13 protein-coding genes are annotated in these 19,192 nt (G+C 72.6%); 6 read left to right on the top strand and 7 right to left on the bottom strand.

Features of this window, described 5'->3' with window-relative positions; translation table 11 throughout:
* Window positions 1-37 precede the first annotated feature (37 nt).
* Together GA0070619_RS00765 and GA0070619_RS00760 are read left to right on the top strand one after the other, a co-directional pair.
* The gene (locus GA0070619_RS00765; RefSeq protein WP_247667668.1) at window positions 38-1,006 is read left to right on the top strand and encodes an Acg family FMN-binding oxidoreductase; all 969 of its coding nucleotides are present in this window, start codon (window positions 38-40) and stop codon (window positions 1,004-1,006) included.
* Window positions 1,007-1,167: 161 nt separating this feature from the next.
* Window positions 1,168-1,761, top strand: a complete 594-nt coding sequence (locus GA0070619_RS00760; RefSeq protein WP_088946275.1) for a DoxX family membrane protein — start codon at window positions 1,168-1,170, stop codon at window positions 1,759-1,761.
* An 88-nt stretch (window positions 1,762-1,849) separates the two neighbouring features.
* On the opposite strand, the gene GA0070619_RS00755 is transcribed toward GA0070619_RS00760, so the two are convergent.
* Entirely contained in the window at window positions 1,850-3,019 is a 1,170-nt protein-coding gene (locus tag GA0070619_RS00755) for an acyl-CoA dehydrogenase family protein (RefSeq protein WP_088946274.1), read from the bottom strand.
* A gap of 251 nt (window positions 3,020-3,270) precedes the next feature.
* Here GA0070619_RS00755 and GA0070619_RS00750 point away from each other — a divergent pair, with 251 nt between their 5' ends.
* Together GA0070619_RS00750 and GA0070619_RS00745 are read left to right on the top strand one after the other, a co-directional pair.
* Window positions 3,271-4,698 carry a UDP-glucose dehydrogenase family protein gene (locus tag GA0070619_RS00750; RefSeq protein WP_088946273.1) on the top strand — a complete coding sequence of 476 codons (1,428 nt, stop codon included), beginning with the start codon at window positions 3,271-3,273 and terminating at the stop codon, window positions 4,696-4,698.
* Window positions 4,699-4,848: 150 nt separating this feature from the next.
* On the top strand, window positions 4,849-9,744 hold the full coding sequence (locus tag GA0070619_RS00745; protein ID WP_088946272.1) for an SCO7613 C-terminal domain-containing membrane protein: 4,896 nt from the start codon (window positions 4,849-4,851) through the stop codon (window positions 9,742-9,744).
* A gap of 108 nt (window positions 9,745-9,852) precedes the next feature.
* Here GA0070619_RS00745 and purE read toward each other — a convergent pair whose 3' ends face one another.
* The 6 genes from purE to mca form a co-directional block, all read right to left on the bottom strand.
* Window positions 9,853-10,344 carry a 5-(carboxyamino)imidazole ribonucleotide mutase gene (purE, locus tag GA0070619_RS00740; protein WP_088951467.1) on the bottom strand — a complete coding sequence of 164 codons (492 nt, stop codon included), beginning with the start codon at window positions 10,342-10,344 and terminating at the stop codon, window positions 9,853-9,855.
* Window positions 10,345-10,370: 26 nt separating this feature from the next.
* Window positions 10,371-11,546 carry a 5-(carboxyamino)imidazole ribonucleotide synthase gene (locus tag GA0070619_RS00735; protein ID WP_088946271.1) on the bottom strand — a complete coding sequence of 392 codons (1,176 nt, stop codon included), beginning with the start codon at window positions 11,544-11,546 and terminating at the stop codon, window positions 10,371-10,373.
* A 122-nt stretch (window positions 11,547-11,668) separates the two neighbouring features.
* The gene (locus GA0070619_RS00730; protein ID WP_088951466.1) at window positions 11,669-13,762 is read right to left on the bottom strand and encodes a thioredoxin domain-containing protein; all 2,094 of its coding nucleotides are present in this window, start codon (window positions 13,760-13,762) and stop codon (window positions 11,669-11,671) included.
* A gap of 166 nt (window positions 13,763-13,928) precedes the next feature.
* Window positions 13,929-16,460, bottom strand: a complete 2,532-nt coding sequence (locus GA0070619_RS00725; RefSeq protein ID WP_088946270.1) for a putative bifunctional diguanylate cyclase/phosphodiesterase — start codon at window positions 16,458-16,460, stop codon at window positions 13,929-13,931.
* A gap of 179 nt (window positions 16,461-16,639) precedes the next feature.
* Complete coding sequence (locus GA0070619_RS00720; protein WP_088946269.1) at window positions 16,640-16,933, bottom strand: hypothetical protein; 294 nt, start codon at window positions 16,931-16,933, stop codon at window positions 16,640-16,642.
* Between the two features lie 48 nt (window positions 16,934-16,981).
* Complete coding sequence (gene mca, locus GA0070619_RS00715) at window positions 16,982-17,863, bottom strand: mycothiol conjugate amidase Mca (RefSeq protein WP_088946268.1); 882 nt, start codon at window positions 17,861-17,863, stop codon at window positions 16,982-16,984.
* Between the two features lie 203 nt (window positions 17,864-18,066).
* On the opposite strand from mca, the gene GA0070619_RS00710 reads away from it, so the two are divergent.
* On the top strand, window positions 18,067-18,507 hold the full coding sequence (locus GA0070619_RS00710; protein WP_088946267.1) for a DUF4307 domain-containing protein: 441 nt from the start codon (window positions 18,067-18,069) through the stop codon (window positions 18,505-18,507).
* Window positions 18,508-18,663: 156 nt separating this feature from the next.
* Window positions 18,664-19,161, top strand: coding sequence for a transcription elongation factor GreA (greA, locus tag GA0070619_RS00705; protein WP_088946266.1), 498 nt, complete (start codon window positions 18,664-18,666; stop codon window positions 19,159-19,161).
* The last annotated feature ends 31 nt before the right edge of the window (window positions 19,162-19,192 follow it).

Raw genomic sequence — 19,192 nt, 5'->3', positions numbered from 1 at the left:
CTGACCTGCATCTCTGCGCCGTGAAGGATGTGCCGCGATGATCAGCACCACGTTCACACCTGCCGGGCTTCGCGCTGCGGTGGCCGCAGCGATTCGGGCGCCGTCGCTGCACAACAGTCAGCCCTGGCGTTTCCGACTCTCCGACGGTGGCATCGAGGTGCGGATCGATCCGGACCGGCTGCCGCAGGTCGGTGACCCCAACCGCTGGGCGGCACGGCTCAGTTGCGGCGCCGCCGTGTTCAACCTTCGCCTGGCGCTCGCCGTCGCAGGCACTCCGGCGGAGGTCCGGCTCCGTCCGCATCCACATGATCTGGATACCGTGGCCCTGCTGGTCCCAGCCCGGCCACGGCCCGCGACTCCGGCCGAGCAGGACCTGTATTCCGCGATCCCCCGACGGCACAGCAACCGCAGGCCGTTCTGGCCGAACCCGGTAGCGGCGGACGCACGGTGGCGTCTGATCGAGGCCGCCCGGGCCGAGGGCGCATGGCTGGAGATGGTCATTGGAGCGGGCGCGGTCCAGACGGTCGCCGAGATCGCCCGCAGCGCCAACCGGGTGCTGGAACGCGACTGTGCCTACCGGGCGGAGCTGACGCGGTGGATCCGCACCTCGCCCGCCGTTGACGGCATCCCGGTTGAGGCGGGCGGGCCGGTCCCCGAACCGCAGGACCTGCTACCCCAACGGGCCTTCGGGGTGCGCACCCGCGCGCCCGGCCGGGACTTCGAACCTGAACCACTCGTCGCTGTGCTCGGTGTCCAGGGCGACAGCGCCACCGACCAGATCACCGCCGGCCAGGCGCTGCAACGCGTGCTCCTCACCGCCACCGACAGCCGCCTCGCCGTCTCCATGCTGTCCCAGCCCATCGAGGTACCCCGAGCCCGCGAGCAGCTGCGACTGGCCCTCGGCAGGTACGGCACGCCTCAGATGGTCATGCGGATCGGGTACGGGCAACCGGGTGGGCCTTCCGCCCCTCGCCGCGACGTCGACGAGACGATCGACCTCGCCTGACCCCAGGACCCCGATCTCGTGGGAGCAGGACAGAGGTCCCACCGGACAGGGATTTGGTCCCGTCACATCGATGCCCTGTGGTCCTACTGGCACCGCGCCGGTTGCCGTGAACTGTAGTTGAGCGCCGGTCGACCAGGCTGGCGGCAAAGATGGAGGATGCCATGAACGCCATCGTCCCCCCGCGTCTCGACCGGACTCCCCGCAGCGCGTCGGGGACCGAGCCGGCGGCAGGCACCACCGACACGCCGGCCACCGGTGGCGGCACCACCGCCCGGACAGTGGCCAGGTACGCCTGGTTCGCCGCCCGAATCGGGATGGGCTTCACCTTCCTGTGGGCATTCGTCGACAAGCTGTTCGGCCTGGGCTACGCGACCCCGGACGGTAAGGGCTGGGTCGACGGCGGCCACCCCACGAAGGGCTTCCTCGCTGGAGCGGAAGGGCCTTTCGCCGGCTTCTACCACAACCTCGCCGGCACCACGTTCGCCGACATCGCCTTCATGGTCGGCCTGGCCGCCATCGGCGTCGCCCTGCTGCTGGGCATCGGGATGCGAATCGCCGCCGGAGCCGGCGCGCTGATGCTCATCATGATGTACACCGTCGTGCTGCCTCCCAAGACCAACCCGATCATCGACGACCACCTCATCCTGGCTGCCCTGCTCATCGGGATCGCCGCCGCCGGAGCCGGCGCCACCTTCGGCCTCGGCCGCTGGTGGGCCAACACTCCCCTGGTCCGGAGACTGCCCTGGCTCACGTAGTCGCCACGGACGAAGGCCGGCACCGCCAAGGCGGTGCCGGCCTTCGTCATGTCACGTCAGTCTGTGCGGAGCCAGGCGGGAGAAGAACCTAGACGAGACCGTTGAGCAGCTGCCGAGCCATGACGATGCGCTGCACCTGGTTGGTGCCCTCGTAGATCTGCGTGATCTTGGCGTCGCGCATCATCCGCTCGACCGGGTAGTCCCGCGTGTAGCCGTAGCCGCCCAGCAGTTGCACCGCGTCGGTGGTGATCTCCATGGCGGCGTCCGAGGCGAAGCACTTGGCTGCCGCGCCAAAGTAGGTCAGATCCGCGTCGCCACGCTCCGACTTGCCGGCCGCCGCGTACGTGAGCTGCCGGGCAGCCTCCAGCTTCATGCCCATGTCGGCGAGCATGAACTGGATGCCCTGGAACTCGGCGACGGCCTTGCCGAACTGCCGGCGCTCGGCCACGTACCCCTTGGCGTAGTCGAGCGCGCCCTGCGCGATCCCGACGGCCTGCGCGGCGATGGTGACCCGGGTGTGGTCCAGGGTCTTCATCGCGGTCGCGAAGCCGGTGCCCTCCGCGCCGATCATCCGGTCGGCGGGGATCCGCACGTTGTCGAGGTAGACCTCGCGGGTCGGCGAGCCCTTGATGCCGAGCTTCTTCTCCGGCGCGCCGAAGCTCACCCCGGCATCGGACTTCTCGACCACGAAGGCCGAGATGCCCCGGGACCGCGCGGACGGGTCGGTGACGGCGAAGACGGTGTAGAACTCCGACACGCCGGCGTTCGTGATCCAGCGCTTCACCCCGTTGAGCACCCAGTGATCCCCGTCACGCACCGCCCGGGTGGTCATCGACACCGCGTCGCTGCCCGCCTCCGGCTCGGAGAGGCAGTACGAGAACATGGCCTCACCCGCCGCCACCGGCGTCAGGTAGCGGCGCTTGAGCTCCTCGGAACCGGACAACAACAGCGGCATCGTGCCAAGTTTGTTCACCGCCGGGATCAGCGAGGAGGACGCGCACGCCCGGGCGACCTCCTCGATCACGATGGCGGTGGCCAGCGCGTCGGCGCCCGCGCCGCCGTACTCCTCGGGAATGTGCGGTGCGTGGAAGTCGGCCCCCCTCAGCGCGTCGTAGGACGCCTTGGGGAACTCTCCGGTCTCGTCGGCCTCGGCGGCGTGCGGCGCCACCTTCGCCGTGCAGACCTCCCGGACCGCGTCCCGGATCGCCACGTGCTCCTCGGGCAACCGGTAGACGTCGAACGACTCGCCTGCGGCCATGTCGGCCCCTCCCCTTCACCGCTATCATGCGCAGTCTGTGACGACTCCTGACCGCCGACCGCGCAGACTGAAGACTAGCGACTGCAGTTCAGGTGATGTTACCGGCGCGTAGGCATGGGCCATGCGGGTGCACCCACGCCGCTGGGCGATGATGGAGGACAGACAGTGAGCCACCCCTTCGGTGCCCCGCTTAGGCGCCCCGGCAGAATGCGACGCGACGACGCGCCGCCAGTGCGAGCGGAGAAACAGGCGTGACGATCCCCTATCCCACCATCCAGCCGGCCCCCGCCATCGCCGCGGTGACACCGCCCTCGGGCGCTCCTCGGCCGCGGGTGACGTTCCTGGGGACTGGCTACCTCGGTGCGACGTACGCCATCTGCTACGCCGAGCTGGGCTACGACGTGCTCGGTTTCGACGTCGACGCGGACAAGATCGCGATGTTGAACGCCGGTCAGGTGCCCATCCACGAACCCGGCCTGGACGAGCTGCTGCGGCGCAACCTCGCCGCCGGACGCCTCCGGTTCAGCACCGACATCGCCGAGACCGCCGAGTTCGGTGACGTGCACTTCATCTGCGTGGGCACCCCCCAGCGGGCCGACGGGATGGGCGCCGACCTGTCGTACGTCGAGGCGTCGGTCACCAGCCTCGCGCAGCACCTGACCCGCAAGGCACTGATCGTCGGCAAGTCCACAGTGCCGGTCGGCACCGCGGACTGGGTGGAGCAGCTCGTCGGCAAGCACACCCCCGGCGACCTTGACGTCGAGGTGGCGTGGAGCCCCGAGTTCCTCCAGGAGGGCTTCGCCGTCGACGACGTCCTGCGCCCCAACCGCATCGTCGTCGGCGTGAAGAGCGAGTGGGCCAACGGCATGCTCTACGCCGCGCACAAGGGCGTGTTCGACCTGGCCGCCACGGAGGACCGCGAGGTGCCCCTGGTGGTCACCGACTTCGCCACCGCCGAGCTGGTCAAGGTCGCCGCGAACGCCTTCCTGGCCACCAAGATCTCCTTCATCAACGCGATGGCCGAGGTCTGCGAGGCGTCCGGTGGCGACGTCACCCAACTGGCCCGCGCGATCGGGTACGACCCGCGGATCGGCAACCGGTTCCTCCAGGCCGGCCTCGGCTTCGGCGGCGCCTGCCTGCCCAAGGACATCCGCGCCTTCCAGGCCCGGGCCCAGGAGTTGGGCGCCGGCGAGGCGCTGCGTTTCCTGCACGAGGTCGACCTGATCAACCTCCGCCGCCGTACCCGCGTGCTCAACCTCGCCGCCGATCTGCTCGGCCGCCGCTCCGGGCCTGCCGGCCCGGACTTCTCCGGCACCCGGATCGCCGTGCTCGGTGCCACGTTCAAGCCCAACACCGACGACGTCCGGGACGCCCCGGCGCTCGCCGTCGCCGCGCTGCTGCACAAGGCCGGCGCGGAAGTGCACGTGTACGACCCGCAGGGCACCGAGAACGCCCGCCGTGCGGTCCCCGAGCTGACTTACGAGGCCGGCATCAACGAGGCGGTCGCCGGCGCCGACCTGGTCTGCGTCCTCACCGAGTGGGCCGACTTCCGCAACGCCGACCCGGTCGCCCTTGGCGAGCTGGTCAACGGCCGCAAGGTGGTCGACGGCCGGAACTGTCTCGATTCGGCACTGTGGACCCAGGCCGGCTGGGAGTACCGGGGCATGGGTCGCCCCTGACCGCACGCCCTCAACCGGCCGGCCACCGAGCATTCGGTGGCCGGCCGGTGTCGTTGTTTGCCCCGGACCCGCCGACAAGAGTCGAAATCCGCGCCAGCTTTGGGCATGCTGCGACAGTGGAAGTCCACAGTGCGGGTGGAGGGGTGTGTCGTGGCGACCTTTCAATGCTCCTCGTGCGGCCGGGAGATCAAGCCGGCCGTCCGATGCCCGCACTGTGGGGCTGATCAGCCGCAGTGGGTCGAGCACCTGGCGGACATCGAGCGTTCGATCGCGGAGATGAAGGCCCGCGACGCCGCCATCGCCCGCGAGCAACGGCAGATCGCCGCCAAGATGCAGGCCGCGCTCTTCCAGCGCGACATCCTCGCCCACGCCGGCGAGGAGCGACTCAAACAGGCCACCCGGCCACGTCGGGTGCTGCGCCGCCGTGCCGGCCGGCGGCCACCGACCGCCACCAACGGAGCGCCACCCCGGGTGCCCCGGCAGAACACCCCGCCCACCCCGGAGGACCCGCCGCCGCCCCCGCCCCGGGCGAGGTGGCTGGACGCGGACGACCCGGAGCACCCGCCGGAGGCGTCGTCGCGCGAGGTGCAGAACATCCCCCTCGGGCTGGGCGCGCTGCTGCTCGGGGTGGCCGCGGTGGTCTTCGCCGCGGTGGCGACCAGCTCGATGGACGCGGTGGCGCGGCTCGGCATCCTGCTCCTGGCCACCGTGCTGATGTTGCTCGCCCCGCCGGCACTGGCCCGGCGCGGGCTCACCTCGACCGCCGAGACCATCGCCGCGGTCGGCCTGCTGCTGGTGCCGCTTGCCGGCAACGCCCTCTGGGCGGTGGACCGGATCGGCACCGGCGGCGGCTCCGCCACGGTCTTCAGCGGGGTGATCTTCGCGGTCACGGCAGCCGTCGCATTCGGCTACGCCCGTTTGACGGGCCTGCGGGCACCCCGTTTCGCCACCGTCCTCGCCGCGCAGCCGGTGCTGCCGCTGCTGGCGTACGACCGGATCACCGGGCCGGGCGGCTGGGCGCTGGTGCTGACTCTGGTCGCCCTCGTCGACCTCTGGCTGGCCCGTTCCGGCGTGGCCCTGGAACGCCCCGTCCGGCAGGACCTGCCGGTGCCGGGCACCCCGTCGGCGCCCCGCCAGCGCAGCGCTGAGAGCCGACCGGAGGGCGACCCGGAGGAGGCCGGCGAGCTGATCGACGCCAGCGCGGGTTCCGCCGACACCCTGCCGCTGCGCCCGGTGCCCGGGCTACGCGAGCTGACCTGGTTGCTGCACGCGGTGGCGGTCGCCGTCGCCCTGGCGTACGCGGTCACCGCCCTGCTGCGGGCGCAGACCGTGCCGACCGCGACCGGCGCCGGGATGGTGCTGCTGCTGGCCGCCGCGGTCGGGCTGGCCGGCGCGCTGGTGCTGCGTCGACCACCGCTGCCCGACGTCGCGGCCGGCATCGTCACCCTGGCCGTGATCGGCGCACTCAGCCGAATCGCCTCGGTGGCGCTGCCCGACCGGGCGTTGCTGCTGATCGCGCTGGTCATCACGGTGACCGGGCTGGCGGTGCGCGCCGTCCCCGAGACCGCCCGGCGTGGCCCACAGATCGCCTCGGCGGTGGCGCTGACCGTCAGCGGTGTGGTGGTCGCCGGAGGCGCGCTACGCGCCGGGGTGGCGCCGGTCCGGGCTTCGCTGCCCGCCTGGGGTGCCGACCTCAGCCGGTACCCGGCCGAGCTGGCCGCCGCGGTCGGGCCGAACACGTGGCAGCTCGCGGGCGCCGCATTCCTGCTCACCATCGCGGCGGTGCTGGCGCTGCCCCCGGAGATCCGCCGCGAGTTCGCGGTCGCCGGCGCGGCGCTGACCGCACTCGCCGTTCCCGCCTCGTTAGGTCTCGGCTGGGCGGCGGCACCCTGGCCGATGGTGGCCACCTCGATCGGCATCGGCGTCATCGGGCTCTCCGCCCGCACCGACCGAGCCGCGGTGGCACACGCCGTCGGTGCGGCCGTGGTGGGCCTGTTCGGCGCCGGCGCCAGCCTCGCCAGCCCCACCCTCACCGCCGCGGTCCTGCTCACCCTGTTCGCGGCCGGCACGCTAGTCGCCCTGGCACCCCGGGTCCGGATCGCCTCGGCCGCCTCCGACACCGTCACCGCCTGGGCGGCCGGAGGCGCCGCGTTCGCGCTACCCGGGGCCGTGGCCGCGTTCGTGGCCGCCACCATGCCGACCGACCCGACCCCCACCCCGGCCAGCCTCCGGGAGGTCACCGTCCCGGTCCTGGCCGCCAGCTTCCTGGCGGTCTGCGTGACCCTCGGCTACGCCGCCGTCGTGCAGGTCTCCCAGCGCCGCATCCCCGCGCCGCTGTCGGTCGGCACCGGGTTGGGCGCGCTGGTGGTCACCGCCGCCGCGTTCGGCGCACCCGGAGCGACCGTCGCCGACGCCTGGGTCGGCGCGCTGCTGCTGGTCGCGGCGGTGTTGCTCTTCCTGGCCCCGTCGATCGACGCCGGCCGACGCGCCGACCTCACCCTGGACGGCTCGGACCTGGCCGCCGCCGCGGTCACCACCGCCCTGATCGCCACCCTGGTGCGGATCGGTGCGGTGCTCGCCCCGGGCGGGCAGTTGGCGGTGGCCGCCGCACTGGTCCTGGTGGTCGCCGTGGCAGCACGCACCATGCCGGAGGAGTGGCGACGCGGGCCGATCCTCGGCCTCGCCGTCGGCGGTGCCCTCATCGGCGTACTCGCCGGCTGGTCCGCGGTGCGCGGTGGCGTCGGTGTGCTCGCCACACCCGGTCCGATCTGGAAGGGCGACCTGATCGGTTGGCCCGCCGCGCCGGTCGGCGGCTCCACCTGGCAGGCGCCGGTCGCGCTGGCGCTGTTGGCCGTCGCGGCAGGCATCCTGCTCCCGCCGCCCTGGCGGTGGGACGTGTCCGGCGTGGCGGCGGTGCTCGCCACGATCGGCGCGCCGGCCGCGTTCGACCTGGCCTGGTGGTCGCCGGTCCTGATCGGCGGGATGGTCGCCACCGTGTACGGCATCGCCGCGGTTGCCACCGAGGAGGCCCGCGCGGCCCTGTCCCGGGCCACCGTCGCCGGGGTGGTCGCGTTGCACGCCGCCGGAGCCGGCCTGGTCCGACCCTGGACCACAGCGTTGGCCCTGGGCAGCATCGCGCTGATCGGCGTGGTGGTGGCCGCGCTGGCCCGTGTGCTGGCCGGCCCGCAGGTGACCGACATCGAGACCGAGGGGATGCCACCGCACCTGGCGCAGATCGGCGGTGCGGCGATCGGCGCCGCGTTGCTGGCCCTCCCCGGCTCGGTGGCGGCGCTGGCCGCCGAATTCGACCACTCGGCGGAGGTGGTGCTGACCGCCGCGCTGGCCGCGTCCAGCCTCGGCCTGGCCGCCGTGGCCGCGGTCCGCCGGGAGGTGCCGCAATATCTGCCCTGGGTCAGCGCGGCGGTGGTCGGCGGTGCCAGCATCAGCGCCCTCGCCGCCATCCCCACCGGCCTCGCCGCGGGCGTCTACGCGGCCGCCGCCGCCCTGCTCGGCGTGCTGGCCGAGCTGATCCGCGCGGCCACCGTGCCGCCCACCGGCGCCGCCCAGCCGGTCCGGCGTTGGGCGGTACGGCTCGACGGGGCACTCCGTCGACTGCCGGACGACCCGGAGCGACGGCGGTGGCGGTTCAACCCGGCCGCCGGCGCGTTGGCCGCGGCGGCCCTTCCGACCGCCCTGGCACTCGCCTCGATCACGCCCGCGCTGGTCACCGCCCTGGTCGAGCCGCACCGCACACTGACCAGGATCTGGCAGGGCCCGCCACCGGAGCTGCTCACCCCACCGCCGGACGTGGTCAACCCGACCCACGTGCTGACGGCCCTGCTGCTCACCGCGACCGCCGCGCTGGCGGCCACCGGGTTCAGCGGTGGGCGTCGTTCCCGGGCCGTCCCGGTGGTGCTGCCCGGAGCAGCCGTCACCCTGCTGATCGCGCCCACCGCGCTGGGCTGGGGCTGGCCGGCGAGCACCGTCGCCGCGCTCTCCGTCTTCACCATCGCGATGCTCGGTCTCGCGCTGACCCCACCGCCGCCGCTGGCCGAGCGGGCCCGCTCGCTGCGGCTGGCCCGGGTGCTGGTGTTCGCCATCGGTCTGGCAGGTGGCAGCGCCGGGCTCGCCGGCAGCCTGGCCGACCGGCAGTTGACCCTGTTCACCCTCGGCAGCGCCGTCGGGGTGGGCGCGGTCGGTGCGTTCTTCGGCACCACCCAGCGGGCACGCATCCTCGGCTGGCTCTTCGCCTCGCTCATGGCGCAGCTCTTCGTGCTCACCGCCGGCCTGGTCGCCGGGCTGGCAGCGGTCTGGTCCGCGTTCGGGGTGCTCGCCGTCGGAGCGGTCCTGCAGGTGCTCGCCGCGACCCTGCCCCGGCTGCGCCGCCCCGAGGCGCAGCGCGAGGCCTCCACAGTCGAATGGAGCGGCTACGCTGCCGCGCTGATCGCCCTGGCCCTCGCCTTCGACTCGCCCCGACACATCGCCGCCCTGCTGGCGGCCTGGGGTGCGGTCCTCGGGGTGGCGGCGACCCGACCCGGTCGTCGGCCGGTGGAACGCCGCATCCTGTTCTGGGCCGTGGTGGTCTGCGAGATCACCGCGTGGTGGATCCTGATGCGGGTCGCCGACGTGGCGCTGCCCGAGGCGTACACGCTGCCGTTCGCCGCCCTGGCCCTGCTCGTCGGGGTGTTGGAGCTGCGCCACCGAGCGGACCTGAGCAGCTGGGTGGCGTACGGGCCGGCGCTGGTCGCCGCCTTCGTACCGACGCTGGCCATCGTGCTGGCCACCGAGTCCAGCACGCTGCGGCAGATGCTGTTGTTGCTCGGCGCGGTCGCGGTGCTGATCTTCGGCTCGTCCACCCAACAGCAGGCACCGGTGATCGTCGGCGCGTCGGTGACCGCGATCACCGCGATCCACGCCCTGTTCAGCCTCGGCCCGTGGCTCGCGCTCATCCCGGTCGGCATCCTGCTGCTCGTGCTCGGCGCGAGCAACGAGCGCCGCCGCCGCGCCCAGGAACGCCTCCAGACCGCGCTACGCGGCATGAGATGAATCGGAGGGTCACGGCGGCCTGGGTGAGTGGGCGCGGCGAGTGGTCCAGGTGCGCGATGTGTGGATTGGGTGCGGTGGCCCGGGCCGGGTGCGTGGGTCTGACGCGAGCTACGGGAGGGTTGCCTGGAGGGCGGCTTCCTTGCTCGCCACCAGCTTCTCCAGGTCCTCCTGGTAGGTCGTCATCCTGGCGCGCAGGCCGTCGTCGCTCGCGCCGAGGATCCGTACGGCGAGCAGGCCGGCGTTGCGGGCGTTGCCGATCGACACGGTGGCCACCGGGATCCCGGCCGGCATCTGCACGATGGACAGCAGCGAGTCCATGCCGTCCAGGTGCTTCAGCGGCACCGGCACACCGATCACCGGCAGTGGCGTCACCGAGGCGACCATGCCCGGCAGCGCGGCGGCACCTCCAGCCCCGGCGATGATCACCTTCAGGCCCCGGTCTGCGGCGTCCCGCCCGTACTCGATCATCGCGACCGGAGTCCGGTGCGCCGAGATCACCCGCACCTCGTACGCCACGCCGAAGTCGTCCAGCACCTCGGCGGCGGCCCGCATGGTCGGCCAGTCCGAGTCGCTGCCCATGATCAGCCCGACCGTGGTCACTGGGGTCTCCTTCTCGACCGAGGTGGTCACTCGTGCCCCTCACGCAGCCAGCGCGCGGCCCGCGCCGCGCGTGCCCGTACGTCATCCAGGTCGTCGCCGAGCACCGTGACGTGCCCGACCTTCCGGCCGGGTCGCACCTGCTTGCCGTACAGGTGCACCTTGGCGCCCGGCTCGGCGGCGAAGAGGTGGTGCAGCCGCTCGTCGATCGACATTCCGCCCGGCTCTCCGCCGAGCACGTTCGCCATCACCACCACCGGCGCGGTCAGCGAGGTGTCGCCCATCGGGTAGTCCAGCACCGCCCGCAGGTGCTGCTCGAACTGCGAGGTGCGGGAGCCCTCGATGGTCCAGTGCCCGGAGTTGTGCGGCCGCATGGCCAGCTCGTTGACCACGATCGCGGGCCGACCGGCCTCGTCGCGCACCTCGAACAGCTCCACGGCCAGCAGGCCGATCACGCCGAGCGCGGTGGCCAGGTCGATGGCGAGCTGCTGGGCGGAGACCGCCAGCTCCTCGTCCAGGCCGGGCGCCGGGGCCAGCACCTCCACGTTGATGCCGTCCCGCTGCACCGTCTCGACCACCGGGTACGCGGCTACCTGACCGAACGGCGACCGGGCGACCTGCACGGCCAGCTCCCGACGCAGCGGCACCCGCTCCTCGACGATCAGCCGGGTGCCGCCGGCGAGCAGCGTTGCTGCCAGCTCGCCGGCCTGGGTCGCGTCGTCGACCATCCACACGCCCCGGCCGTCGTAGCCGCCGCGCGCCGCCTTGAGCACCACCGGCCAGCCGACCTGCTCACCGAAGTCGACCAGGTCGGCGGGCTCGCCGACCGGCCGCCACAGCGGGTTGGGGGCGCCCAGCTCGGTCAGGCGTTCCCGCATGACCTGCTTGTCCTGGGCGTGCAGCAACGCGTCCGCCGGCGGGTAGAGGGTCACCCCTTCCGCCGCCAGCGTGCGGATGTGCTCCGAGGGCACGTGCTCGTGGTCGAAGGTGACGACGTCGCAGCCCTTGGCGAAGGTGCGCAGGGCGGCCAGGTCGGTGTGGTCGCCGTACTGGACGTCGGCGGCGACCAGCGCCGCGCCGTCGTCGGGGGCGGTCGCGAGCACACGCAGTGACTGGCCGAGGGCGATCGCGGCCTGGTGGGTCATCCGGGCCAACTGGCCGCCACCCACCATGCCGACAACAGGCAGACCGGTACGGGAATCCATAGCGCGGCCAGCCTATCCGGGCCATCGGCACGCCCACCCGGAGGGCCGGCACCCGCGCCGCCGACCCGGTCCCGAGACGGGCGGTGCCGGGAGCGCGGGCATTACAGGGCGTGGCGGGGCGCTCAGCTGAGCTCGGCGACCAGCTCCTCGACCGAGGTCACCGGCCGCTGGCAGACGAACCCCCGGCAGACGTACGCGGCGGACCGCCCGTCGACCAGCGGACGGTCGGCGAGCAGCGGCACACCGGGCTGGTCCGGTTGCCCGGCGACGACCACGGCCCCGGGCGGGGCGTGCCGTCGAGCCGCGGCCACCAGGGGATCGCCAGCCGGGTCGTCGGTCACCACGGCGATCTCGTACGGCCCGGAGAGCAACGCCTCACCGACCATGGCGGCGTAGCCGGTGAATCGGGGGTGCTTACCGACGATCGGCGCGACAGTGGCGAGCGCCGCCTCGGCGGCCTCCCGGTAGCGCGTCTCCCCGGTCAGCGCCGAGTACGCGACCAGCCCGGCGATCAACGCCGACCGGCCGGACGGGGTGGCGTTGTCGGTCGGGTCAGCGGGCCGGGCCACCAGCCGTTCCGCGTCGTCGGCGGTGTCGTAGAAGGCACCACCGGGCGCGGCGAAGTGCGCCAACGCGGTGTCCAGCAGCTCGCCGGCCAGCGTGAGCCAACGGCCCTCGCCGGTGAGCTGGTGCAGCGAGCAGAAGGCCTCGGCCACGCAGCCGTAGTCCTCCAGGACGCCGGCCGGCTCGCCGACCTTGCCGTCCCGGGAGACCCGGCGCAGCCGGCCGTCCACCAGGTGCACGGTGGCCAGGTGCTCGGCCGCGTCGCGCATCGCGCCGTCGGCGACGATCGTCACGCCGTCCATCAGGTTGGCGTCCTCGTCCTGCGGGGACGCGTACAACGCGGCCACCTGGAGGAACTCGACGATGGCGGTGATCGCCAGGCCGTTCCAGGCGGCCACCACCTTGTCGTCGCGGGCCGGCTGCGGCCGGGTGTCCCGGGCACTGAGCAGCCGCCCGACGACCTGCTGCCAGCGGGCCCGCACCTCGGGTGCGGCGTCGTCGACGTCCCGGGCGAGCTTGAGCACGCTCATGCCGTGCTCGACGCCCTTCTTTCCGTCCGGAGTGCCGTCTTGCGGCGCGGAGGCGGAATGAGGGGCGAAGGTCCCCTCGTCGGTGACGGCGAAGAGGTCGGTGGCCCAGCGGCCGGCCTCCTCACCCAGCGCCTCGACGAGCTGCGCGGGTGTCCAGGCGTAGGTGAGCCCCTCGACGCCCTCGGTGTCGGCGTCCAGCGCGGACGCGAAGCCCTCGCCCGGTCGGTGCAGCTCGTCGGCGAGGAAGCGGGCGGTGTCCCGCGCCACCCGCCGGGCCAGCGGGTCACCGGTGAGCCGCCACAGCTGGGTGTAGAGCCGCAGCAGCAACGCGTTGTCGTAGAGCATCTTCTCGAAGTGCGGAACCGTCCAGTGCGCGTCCACCGAGTATCGGGCGAAGCCGCTGGCGAGCTGGTCGTAGATGCCGCCACGGGCCATCGCCTCGGCGGTGTGCCGGGTGATCTCCAGGCTGCGCGGGTCGCCGGTGCGCTGGTGGTGGCGCAGCAGGAAGAGCAGATTCATGTGCGGAGGGAACTTCGGGGCGCCCCCGAAGCCGCCGTTCGTGGCGTCGTACTCGCTGGCCAGCCTGCCGGCCGCGGCGTCGAGCAGCGGCGCGTCCAGCGGGGCGGTGGGGCCGCCCACGGCCTGCGCACCGCCGATCGCCTCGACCACCGCGGCGCCCTGGCGCACGACCTCCTCGCGCTGCTCCCGCCAGGCGGTGGTGACCGACTGGAGCAACTGGACGAAGTTGGGCCGCGGGAAGTAGGTGCCGCAGAAGAACGGGGTGCCGTCCGGGGTGGCGAAGACCGTCATCGGCCAGCCACCCTGGCCCGTCATCGCCTGCGTCGCGGTCATGTAGACCGCGTCCACGTCCGGGCGCTCCTCCCGATCCACCTTGATCGACACGAAGTTGTCGTTCATCAGGGCGCCGACCTGCTCGTTCTCGAACGACTCGTGCGCCATGACGTGACACCAGTGGCAGGCCGCGTAACCGACCGAGATGAGCACCGGGACGTCCCGCCGTTTCGCCTCGGCGAACGCCTCGTCCGACCAGGGCCACCAGTCGACCGGGTTGTCCGCGTGCTGGAGCAGGTACGGGCTGGTGGCGTCGACGAGTCGGTTCACGCCCACGACCATAACCAGCCCCGGCGCGGACCGCGCGGGCTCCACCCGGATGGTCCGGCGGCCGGAGCCTCAGGCTCGGGTTGCGGCGGCCCGGGCCGGCACCCGTCAGCCCTTCTTCAGCCGGAGCACCGCGGTGTCGGCGTCGGGACCGACTAGTGCGGGACGGTCAGGAGGCGCCGTCGGCGCGCAGCCGGAACACGTTCGACTCCGCCGAGTCGCGCAGCGTACCGAGCACCGCGCCGATCTTGTCGGCCGGCATCGGCTTGAAGAAGTGGTAGCCCTGCGCGGAGGTGCATCCCAGCTCGGCCAGGGCCATCCGCTGCTCGGCGGTCTCGACCCCTTCGGCGACCACCCGCAGGCCCAACTCGTGGGCGAGCCCCACTGTCGTCCGTACGATCGCCGCCGCCTCCGGCGAGTCCGTCATCCGGATCACGAACGAGCGGTCCACCTTCAACTCGTCCACGGCGATCCGGGTGAGGAAGGTCAGCGACGAGAAGCCGGTGCCGAAGTCGTCGACCGCGAGCTGCACGCCCATCGACCGGAGCGTGGCCAGCACCTCGTCGATGACCTCCAGCTCACTCATCACCACCGTCTCGGTGATCTCCAGAACGAGCCGGTGCGGCGGCACCTGGTGGCGGCGCAGCGCGTCGGCGATCTCCGCCGGCAGCCGGGGGTCGAGCAGGCTGCGGGCCGACAGGTTGACCGAGATCGGGACGTCCAGCCCCTCACGCGCCCAACTGGCGGCCACGCTGAGCGCCTTGTCCAGCACGTACCGGGTGAAGGTGCCGAGCTGCTCGCTGTTTTCCACCGGCCGGATGAAGTCGGCCGGGCTCAGCCACCCGCGCCGGGGATGCTGCCAGCGGATCAGCGCCTCCACGCCGGTGGGCGCACCCGTGGCCAGGTCGACCGCCGGTTGCAACGCCAACACCAGCTGGTCGTCGACCAGGAGCGCCTCGCGAAGCTCGGCCAGCAGGGCGAGCTGGTCGGTGCTGGCTGCGTCCCGGGTGCCGTCGTACACGGCGACGTTGCCGCCGCCCTCCTTGGCCTGGTACATCGCGATGTCGGCCCGGCGCAGCAGCTCGGTCAGGTCGGCGGTGCCGGCGTCGGCCACCACCACCCCGACGGAAACCTCGATCGACATCCGTACGCCGGCCACCTCGGTCGGCGCGGCCAGCCGTTCGGCGATCTCGCGAGCCTGGCGCAGTGCATGGGCCATCGGCGCGGCCCGGTCACCGAGCACCGGCACCGCCGTGAGCAGCATGGCGAACTCGTCGCCACCGAGCCGACCGAGCAGGTCACCGGGGCGGACCAGCGCGTCGAGCCGGTTCGCGGTCAGCCGCAGCAACTGGTCGCCCGCGGCGTGACCGAGGGTGTCGTTGACTTCCTTGAACTGGTTGATGTCCAGCAGGAGCAGCGCCACCGGGTGATCGTGCGCGAGCTGCCGCAGCGACTGGTCGCCCTTGCCGAGCATCGCCGCCCGGTTGGCCAGCCCGGTGAGCGGGTCGTGCACCGCCTCGTACGACGAACGGGCGGTCACCAGCCGCAGCTCGCGGTGGGTCGCGGCGTCGTGCAGCGCGGCGGCGAGCGCGTCGCCGAACGCGGCCACCGCGTCGCGCTCCCGCGCGGTGGGCGGGGCCGAGCGGGGGAACCGCACCCGCAGCCGACCGACCGGTGCGGCGCCGACCGACAGTGCCCGGCTCAGCTCGTGCTCGTCGGGCTGCGACTGGTCCGGTGGGTCCGTCTCGCGGTCGACCAGTTGACCGCCGGCGTCGCCCCGGTACCGGTGCCACCGGCCGTCGGCCCGCGCCACGTCGACGTCCACCAGCTCGGCGTTGAACAGCGTCAGCCCTCCGGTGACCGCCGCGGTGGCCACGCCGCGCTCGTCGAGCTGGTTGAGGGCCGCGGTGGCCTCGGCGAACGCTCTCCAGGTGCGGCGCTCCTGATCGGAGCGCAGCCGGTAACCGTAGGTCTGTTGCAGCAGCCAGAGCAGCGGCGGCAGCAACAGCAACCAGCGCGGGTCGAGTTCCAGGAGGGCGACCACGACGAGGCCGACCGCCACGTTGCCGACGAACATCAACAGCTTGCCGCGCAGCGCGGCGAGCAGCGGCGGCCCGATCGGCAGGCCGTGCCGCAGGCCCAGTGTCACCCCGCCCAGCCAGGCGGTCACCAGGAGATAGGTCACCGACCCGGCGATCAGGGCCAGCGCGAGCTTCGGGGTGGGCGGGGCAAGCAGCGGTCGCCCGAGTGCGGTGGTCACGGAAACGGCCAGTGCCGACGCGGCGGCCAGCGACGCGGCGATCCGGACGAGCTCCAGGACCGGGCGGCGGTCGTTGTGCAGCGAGAGCATCGTCCAGGCCAGCCCGGTGCCGAGCAGCGTGGCGGACGGGAGCCAACCGGCGGGAGCCAGGTAGAGGCAGACGATCAGCGCGGCCTCGCCCCAGGTGATGCTGACCATGCCCGCGGACGAACGGAACCGCAGTCGGGCGAGCTGGGCGAGAGCGAGGACGGCGACGGCGATGCCGAAGCGGGCCGGACCGCCGAGGGGGTCATCGACCGGCAGCCTGACCGGCAGGGTCAGCCCGACTGCGGCAGCGGCCACGGCGGTCAGCGCGACGGCGGCGGTGAGCACGAGCAACCGGACCGGTGTGCCCCGCACCCCGAGCCGGTCGAACGAGTCACCGGCTGGACCGGAGGTCATCGACCTCCCCCGTCAGCCGACCGACCGAGGTTACGGTGGGCGGCCGCTGCTGTGCTGGTCATCGGCGCCCCCTCCCGCACACGGCTCGGGGACTTTTGGTCCCCCCGGCGGAAGGCTAAGCCAAACCGGGTGGCCGCAACAGGGGGCGACCAACCGGTTCGGCGTGATTCATGCGCGGACTACCCGTTCCGCTGCTGCTGGTGCCCATTGGGAGCGGGCGTGGATGAATCACGCCCCCCGGTCCCGTCTGTCGGATCGACGACTGCCGCATCGGCCCTGGTCGGGTCGGTCGGCCCCGCCTGCTGCGGAAACCGGTCGGGCAGGCGGCGCAGCCGAGCGTTCATGTTGCGGATCAGCAGGATGGTCGCGGTGGCCAGCAGCAGGATGAGGAACAGGCCCATCGGCCCGGCCAGACCACCCGTGCGGGTGTCCCCGAAGTTGTTCTCCGCGAGCACCTGGGCAGCGGTCAGCATGGCGTTCCTCCGATGTGCGGTTGGTAACCAGGGTAGACCCGACGGAAATCAGCGTGCGTGGGCCGTCTCCCGTACGCCGGCGAAGAGGTCCGACTCGGGCAGTGGGCTGTCGACCATCGAGCGGGCCAGCTCGTAGTCCTCGGTCGGCCAGGCGCGCTGCTGCAGCTCCATCGGAACCTGGAACCAGAAGCCGTCCGGGTCGACCTGGGTGGCGTGGGCGCGCAGCGCGTCGTCGCGAACCGTGAAGTAGTCAGCGCACTCCACCCGCGTGGTGATCCGAGGGCCCTTGTCGGGCCGGTCCTCCCACCGCTTGAGCCACTCCTCGTAGGGCGACTCCCGACCGGCGGCCAGCACGCCCTCGTGCAGGGCCATGATCTTGCCCTTGGAGAAGCCGATGTCGTAGTAGAGCTTCAACGGCTGCCAGGGCGCGCCCAGCTCCGGGTAGCGCTCCGGGTCACCGGCGGCCTCGAACGCGGCCATGCTCACCTTGTGGCACATGATGTGGTCCGGGTGCGGGTAGCCGCCCTCTTCGTCGTACGTGGTGACGACGTGCGGACGGAACTCACGCATCAGCCGCACCAGCGGCCCGGCGGCCACCTCGACGTCCTGCAGGGCGAAACAACCCTCGGGCAGCGGCGGCAGCGGGTCACCCTCGGGCAGGCCGGAGTCGACGAAGCCGAGCCACGCCTGGTCGACGCCGAGGATCGCCCGTGCGGCGTCCATCTCGGCACGCCGGATCTCGGCGATGTTGGCCCACACGTCCGGCCGGTCGAGCTTGGGGTTGAGCACACTCCCGCGCTCGCCGCCCGTGCACGTCACGACCAGGACGTCCACCCCCTCTGCGACGTACTTCGCCATCGTCGCTGCGCCCTTGCTCGACTCGTCGTCCGGGTGCGCGTGCACGGCCATGAGACGCAGTTGCTCTGCCAACTTCGGCGCTCCTCGTCTGTGCCGGACGGTGGACCCGACCGGGCTCGACCGGCTGACCTGCCGGGATCTTTCCTCACCGCACCCCAGTCGTCGGTCAGCAGCGCGGGCATGACCTGCCATTCCTGCCGCTGGACCGGGTGGGAGGATGGGACTCTGTCATTCTTGCTGATGCCGCCGACAACAACGCCAGGAGATACCCGCCGGTGACCGAGACGCACGCCACAATTTCACGAGGTGCTCCGGTTTTCCCGGCCGGGCGCTACGGCCGCCGCCGCGCACCGGGCGGACGGCGGCGACGCACGTTGCTGGCGGCGGTGGTGCTGCTGGCGCTCGTGGCCACGCTGACCGTGATCTCCGTCCGGCTCTACCGCCAGTACGGTGACCCGGTCTATGACGCCCAGGTGATCACCTACACCGACATCACGGACAATCAGGTGCTGGTCGACTTTCGGGTGACAGTGCCGTCGGGCGGATCGGCGGTCTGCCTGCTGCGTGCCCGGGACCGCGCCGGCGCCGAGGTGGCTCGCGAACAGGTCACGGTGACCGCCGAGCCCGGCAGCCGGCACGTGACGACCCGGCACCGCCTGGCCACCACCGCACGGCCGTTCATCGGCGAGGTCATGCGCTGCCGACCGGTGTCCTGACCTGCCATAACAGCCCCGGCCACGAGGGCCGGGAAGCACCTACGCGCGGTGTCGGATCCGGGCACCGGCGGTGATGGCCGACACCCTGTGTCGTACTGCACTGGTAACTTGGTAGTTCACCTGTCAGCCAGCCACGCACAACTGAGGAGAACGCCTGTGTCCACTGGCAACGAGGCGCCCGCCACCTGGCTGTCGCAGGACGCGCACGACCGCCTCCAGGCCGAGCTCGACGAGCACATCGCCAACCGCCCGGCCATCGCAGCCGAGATCAACGCTCGGCGCGAGGAGGGCGACCTGCGGGAGAACGGCGGCTACCACGCCGCCCGCGAGGAGCAGGGCAAGGCCGAAGGTCGCATCCGCTACCTCCAGGAGCTGCTGCGCACTGCGCAGGTCGGCGAGGCGCCGACGGCGGACGCGGTCTCGCCCGGCATGGTCGTGACGATCTACTTCGATGACGACGCCGACGACACCGAGACCTTCCTGCTCGGTTCGCGGGAGATCGCGGCCACCACCGACCTGACCGTCTACAGCCCCGAGTCGGCGCTCGGCAAGGCCATCCTGGGTGGTCGGCCCGGGCAGACCTGCACCTACACGGCGCCGAGCGGCGCCGACATCAAGGTGACCGTGGTCAGCTTCGAGCCGTTCTCCGGCTGATCGGCGGCGGCCCTACGAGCCGCTCCCCAGC

The organism is Micromonospora zamorensis (genome assembly GCF_900090275.1).
In the GTDB taxonomy this organism is placed as follows: Bacteria; Actinomycetota; Actinomycetes; order Mycobacteriales; family Micromonosporaceae; genus Micromonospora; species Micromonospora zamorensis.
Note: the sequence above shows the minus strand (reverse complement) of the source record. Positions and strands in the feature narration are given on the sequence as shown.

Excerpts from the sequence above, each read along its gene's own strand:
- GA0070619_RS00755 (WP_088946274.1), bottom strand. The coding sequence starts at position 3,019 with ATGGCCGCAGGCGAGTCGTTCGACGTCTACCGGTTGCCCGAGGAGCAC.
- GA0070619_RS00720 (WP_088946269.1), bottom strand. The coding sequence starts at position 16,933 with ATGCTGACCGCTGCCCAGGTGCTCGCGGAGAACAACTTCGGGGACACC.
- GA0070619_RS00725 (WP_088946270.1), bottom strand. The coding sequence starts at position 16,460 with ATGACCTCCGGTCCAGCCGGTGACTCGTTCGACCGGCTCGGGGTGCGG.
- GA0070619_RS00765 (WP_247667668.1), top strand. The coding sequence starts at position 38 with ATGATCAGCACCACGTTCACACCTGCCGGGCTTCGCGCTGCGGTGGCC.
- GA0070619_RS00735 (WP_088946271.1), bottom strand. The coding sequence starts at position 11,546 with ATGGATTCCCGTACCGGTCTGCCTGTTGTCGGCATGGTGGGTGGCGGC.
- GA0070619_RS00760 (WP_088946275.1), top strand. The coding sequence starts at position 1,168 with ATGAACGCCATCGTCCCCCCGCGTCTCGACCGGACTCCCCGCAGCGCG.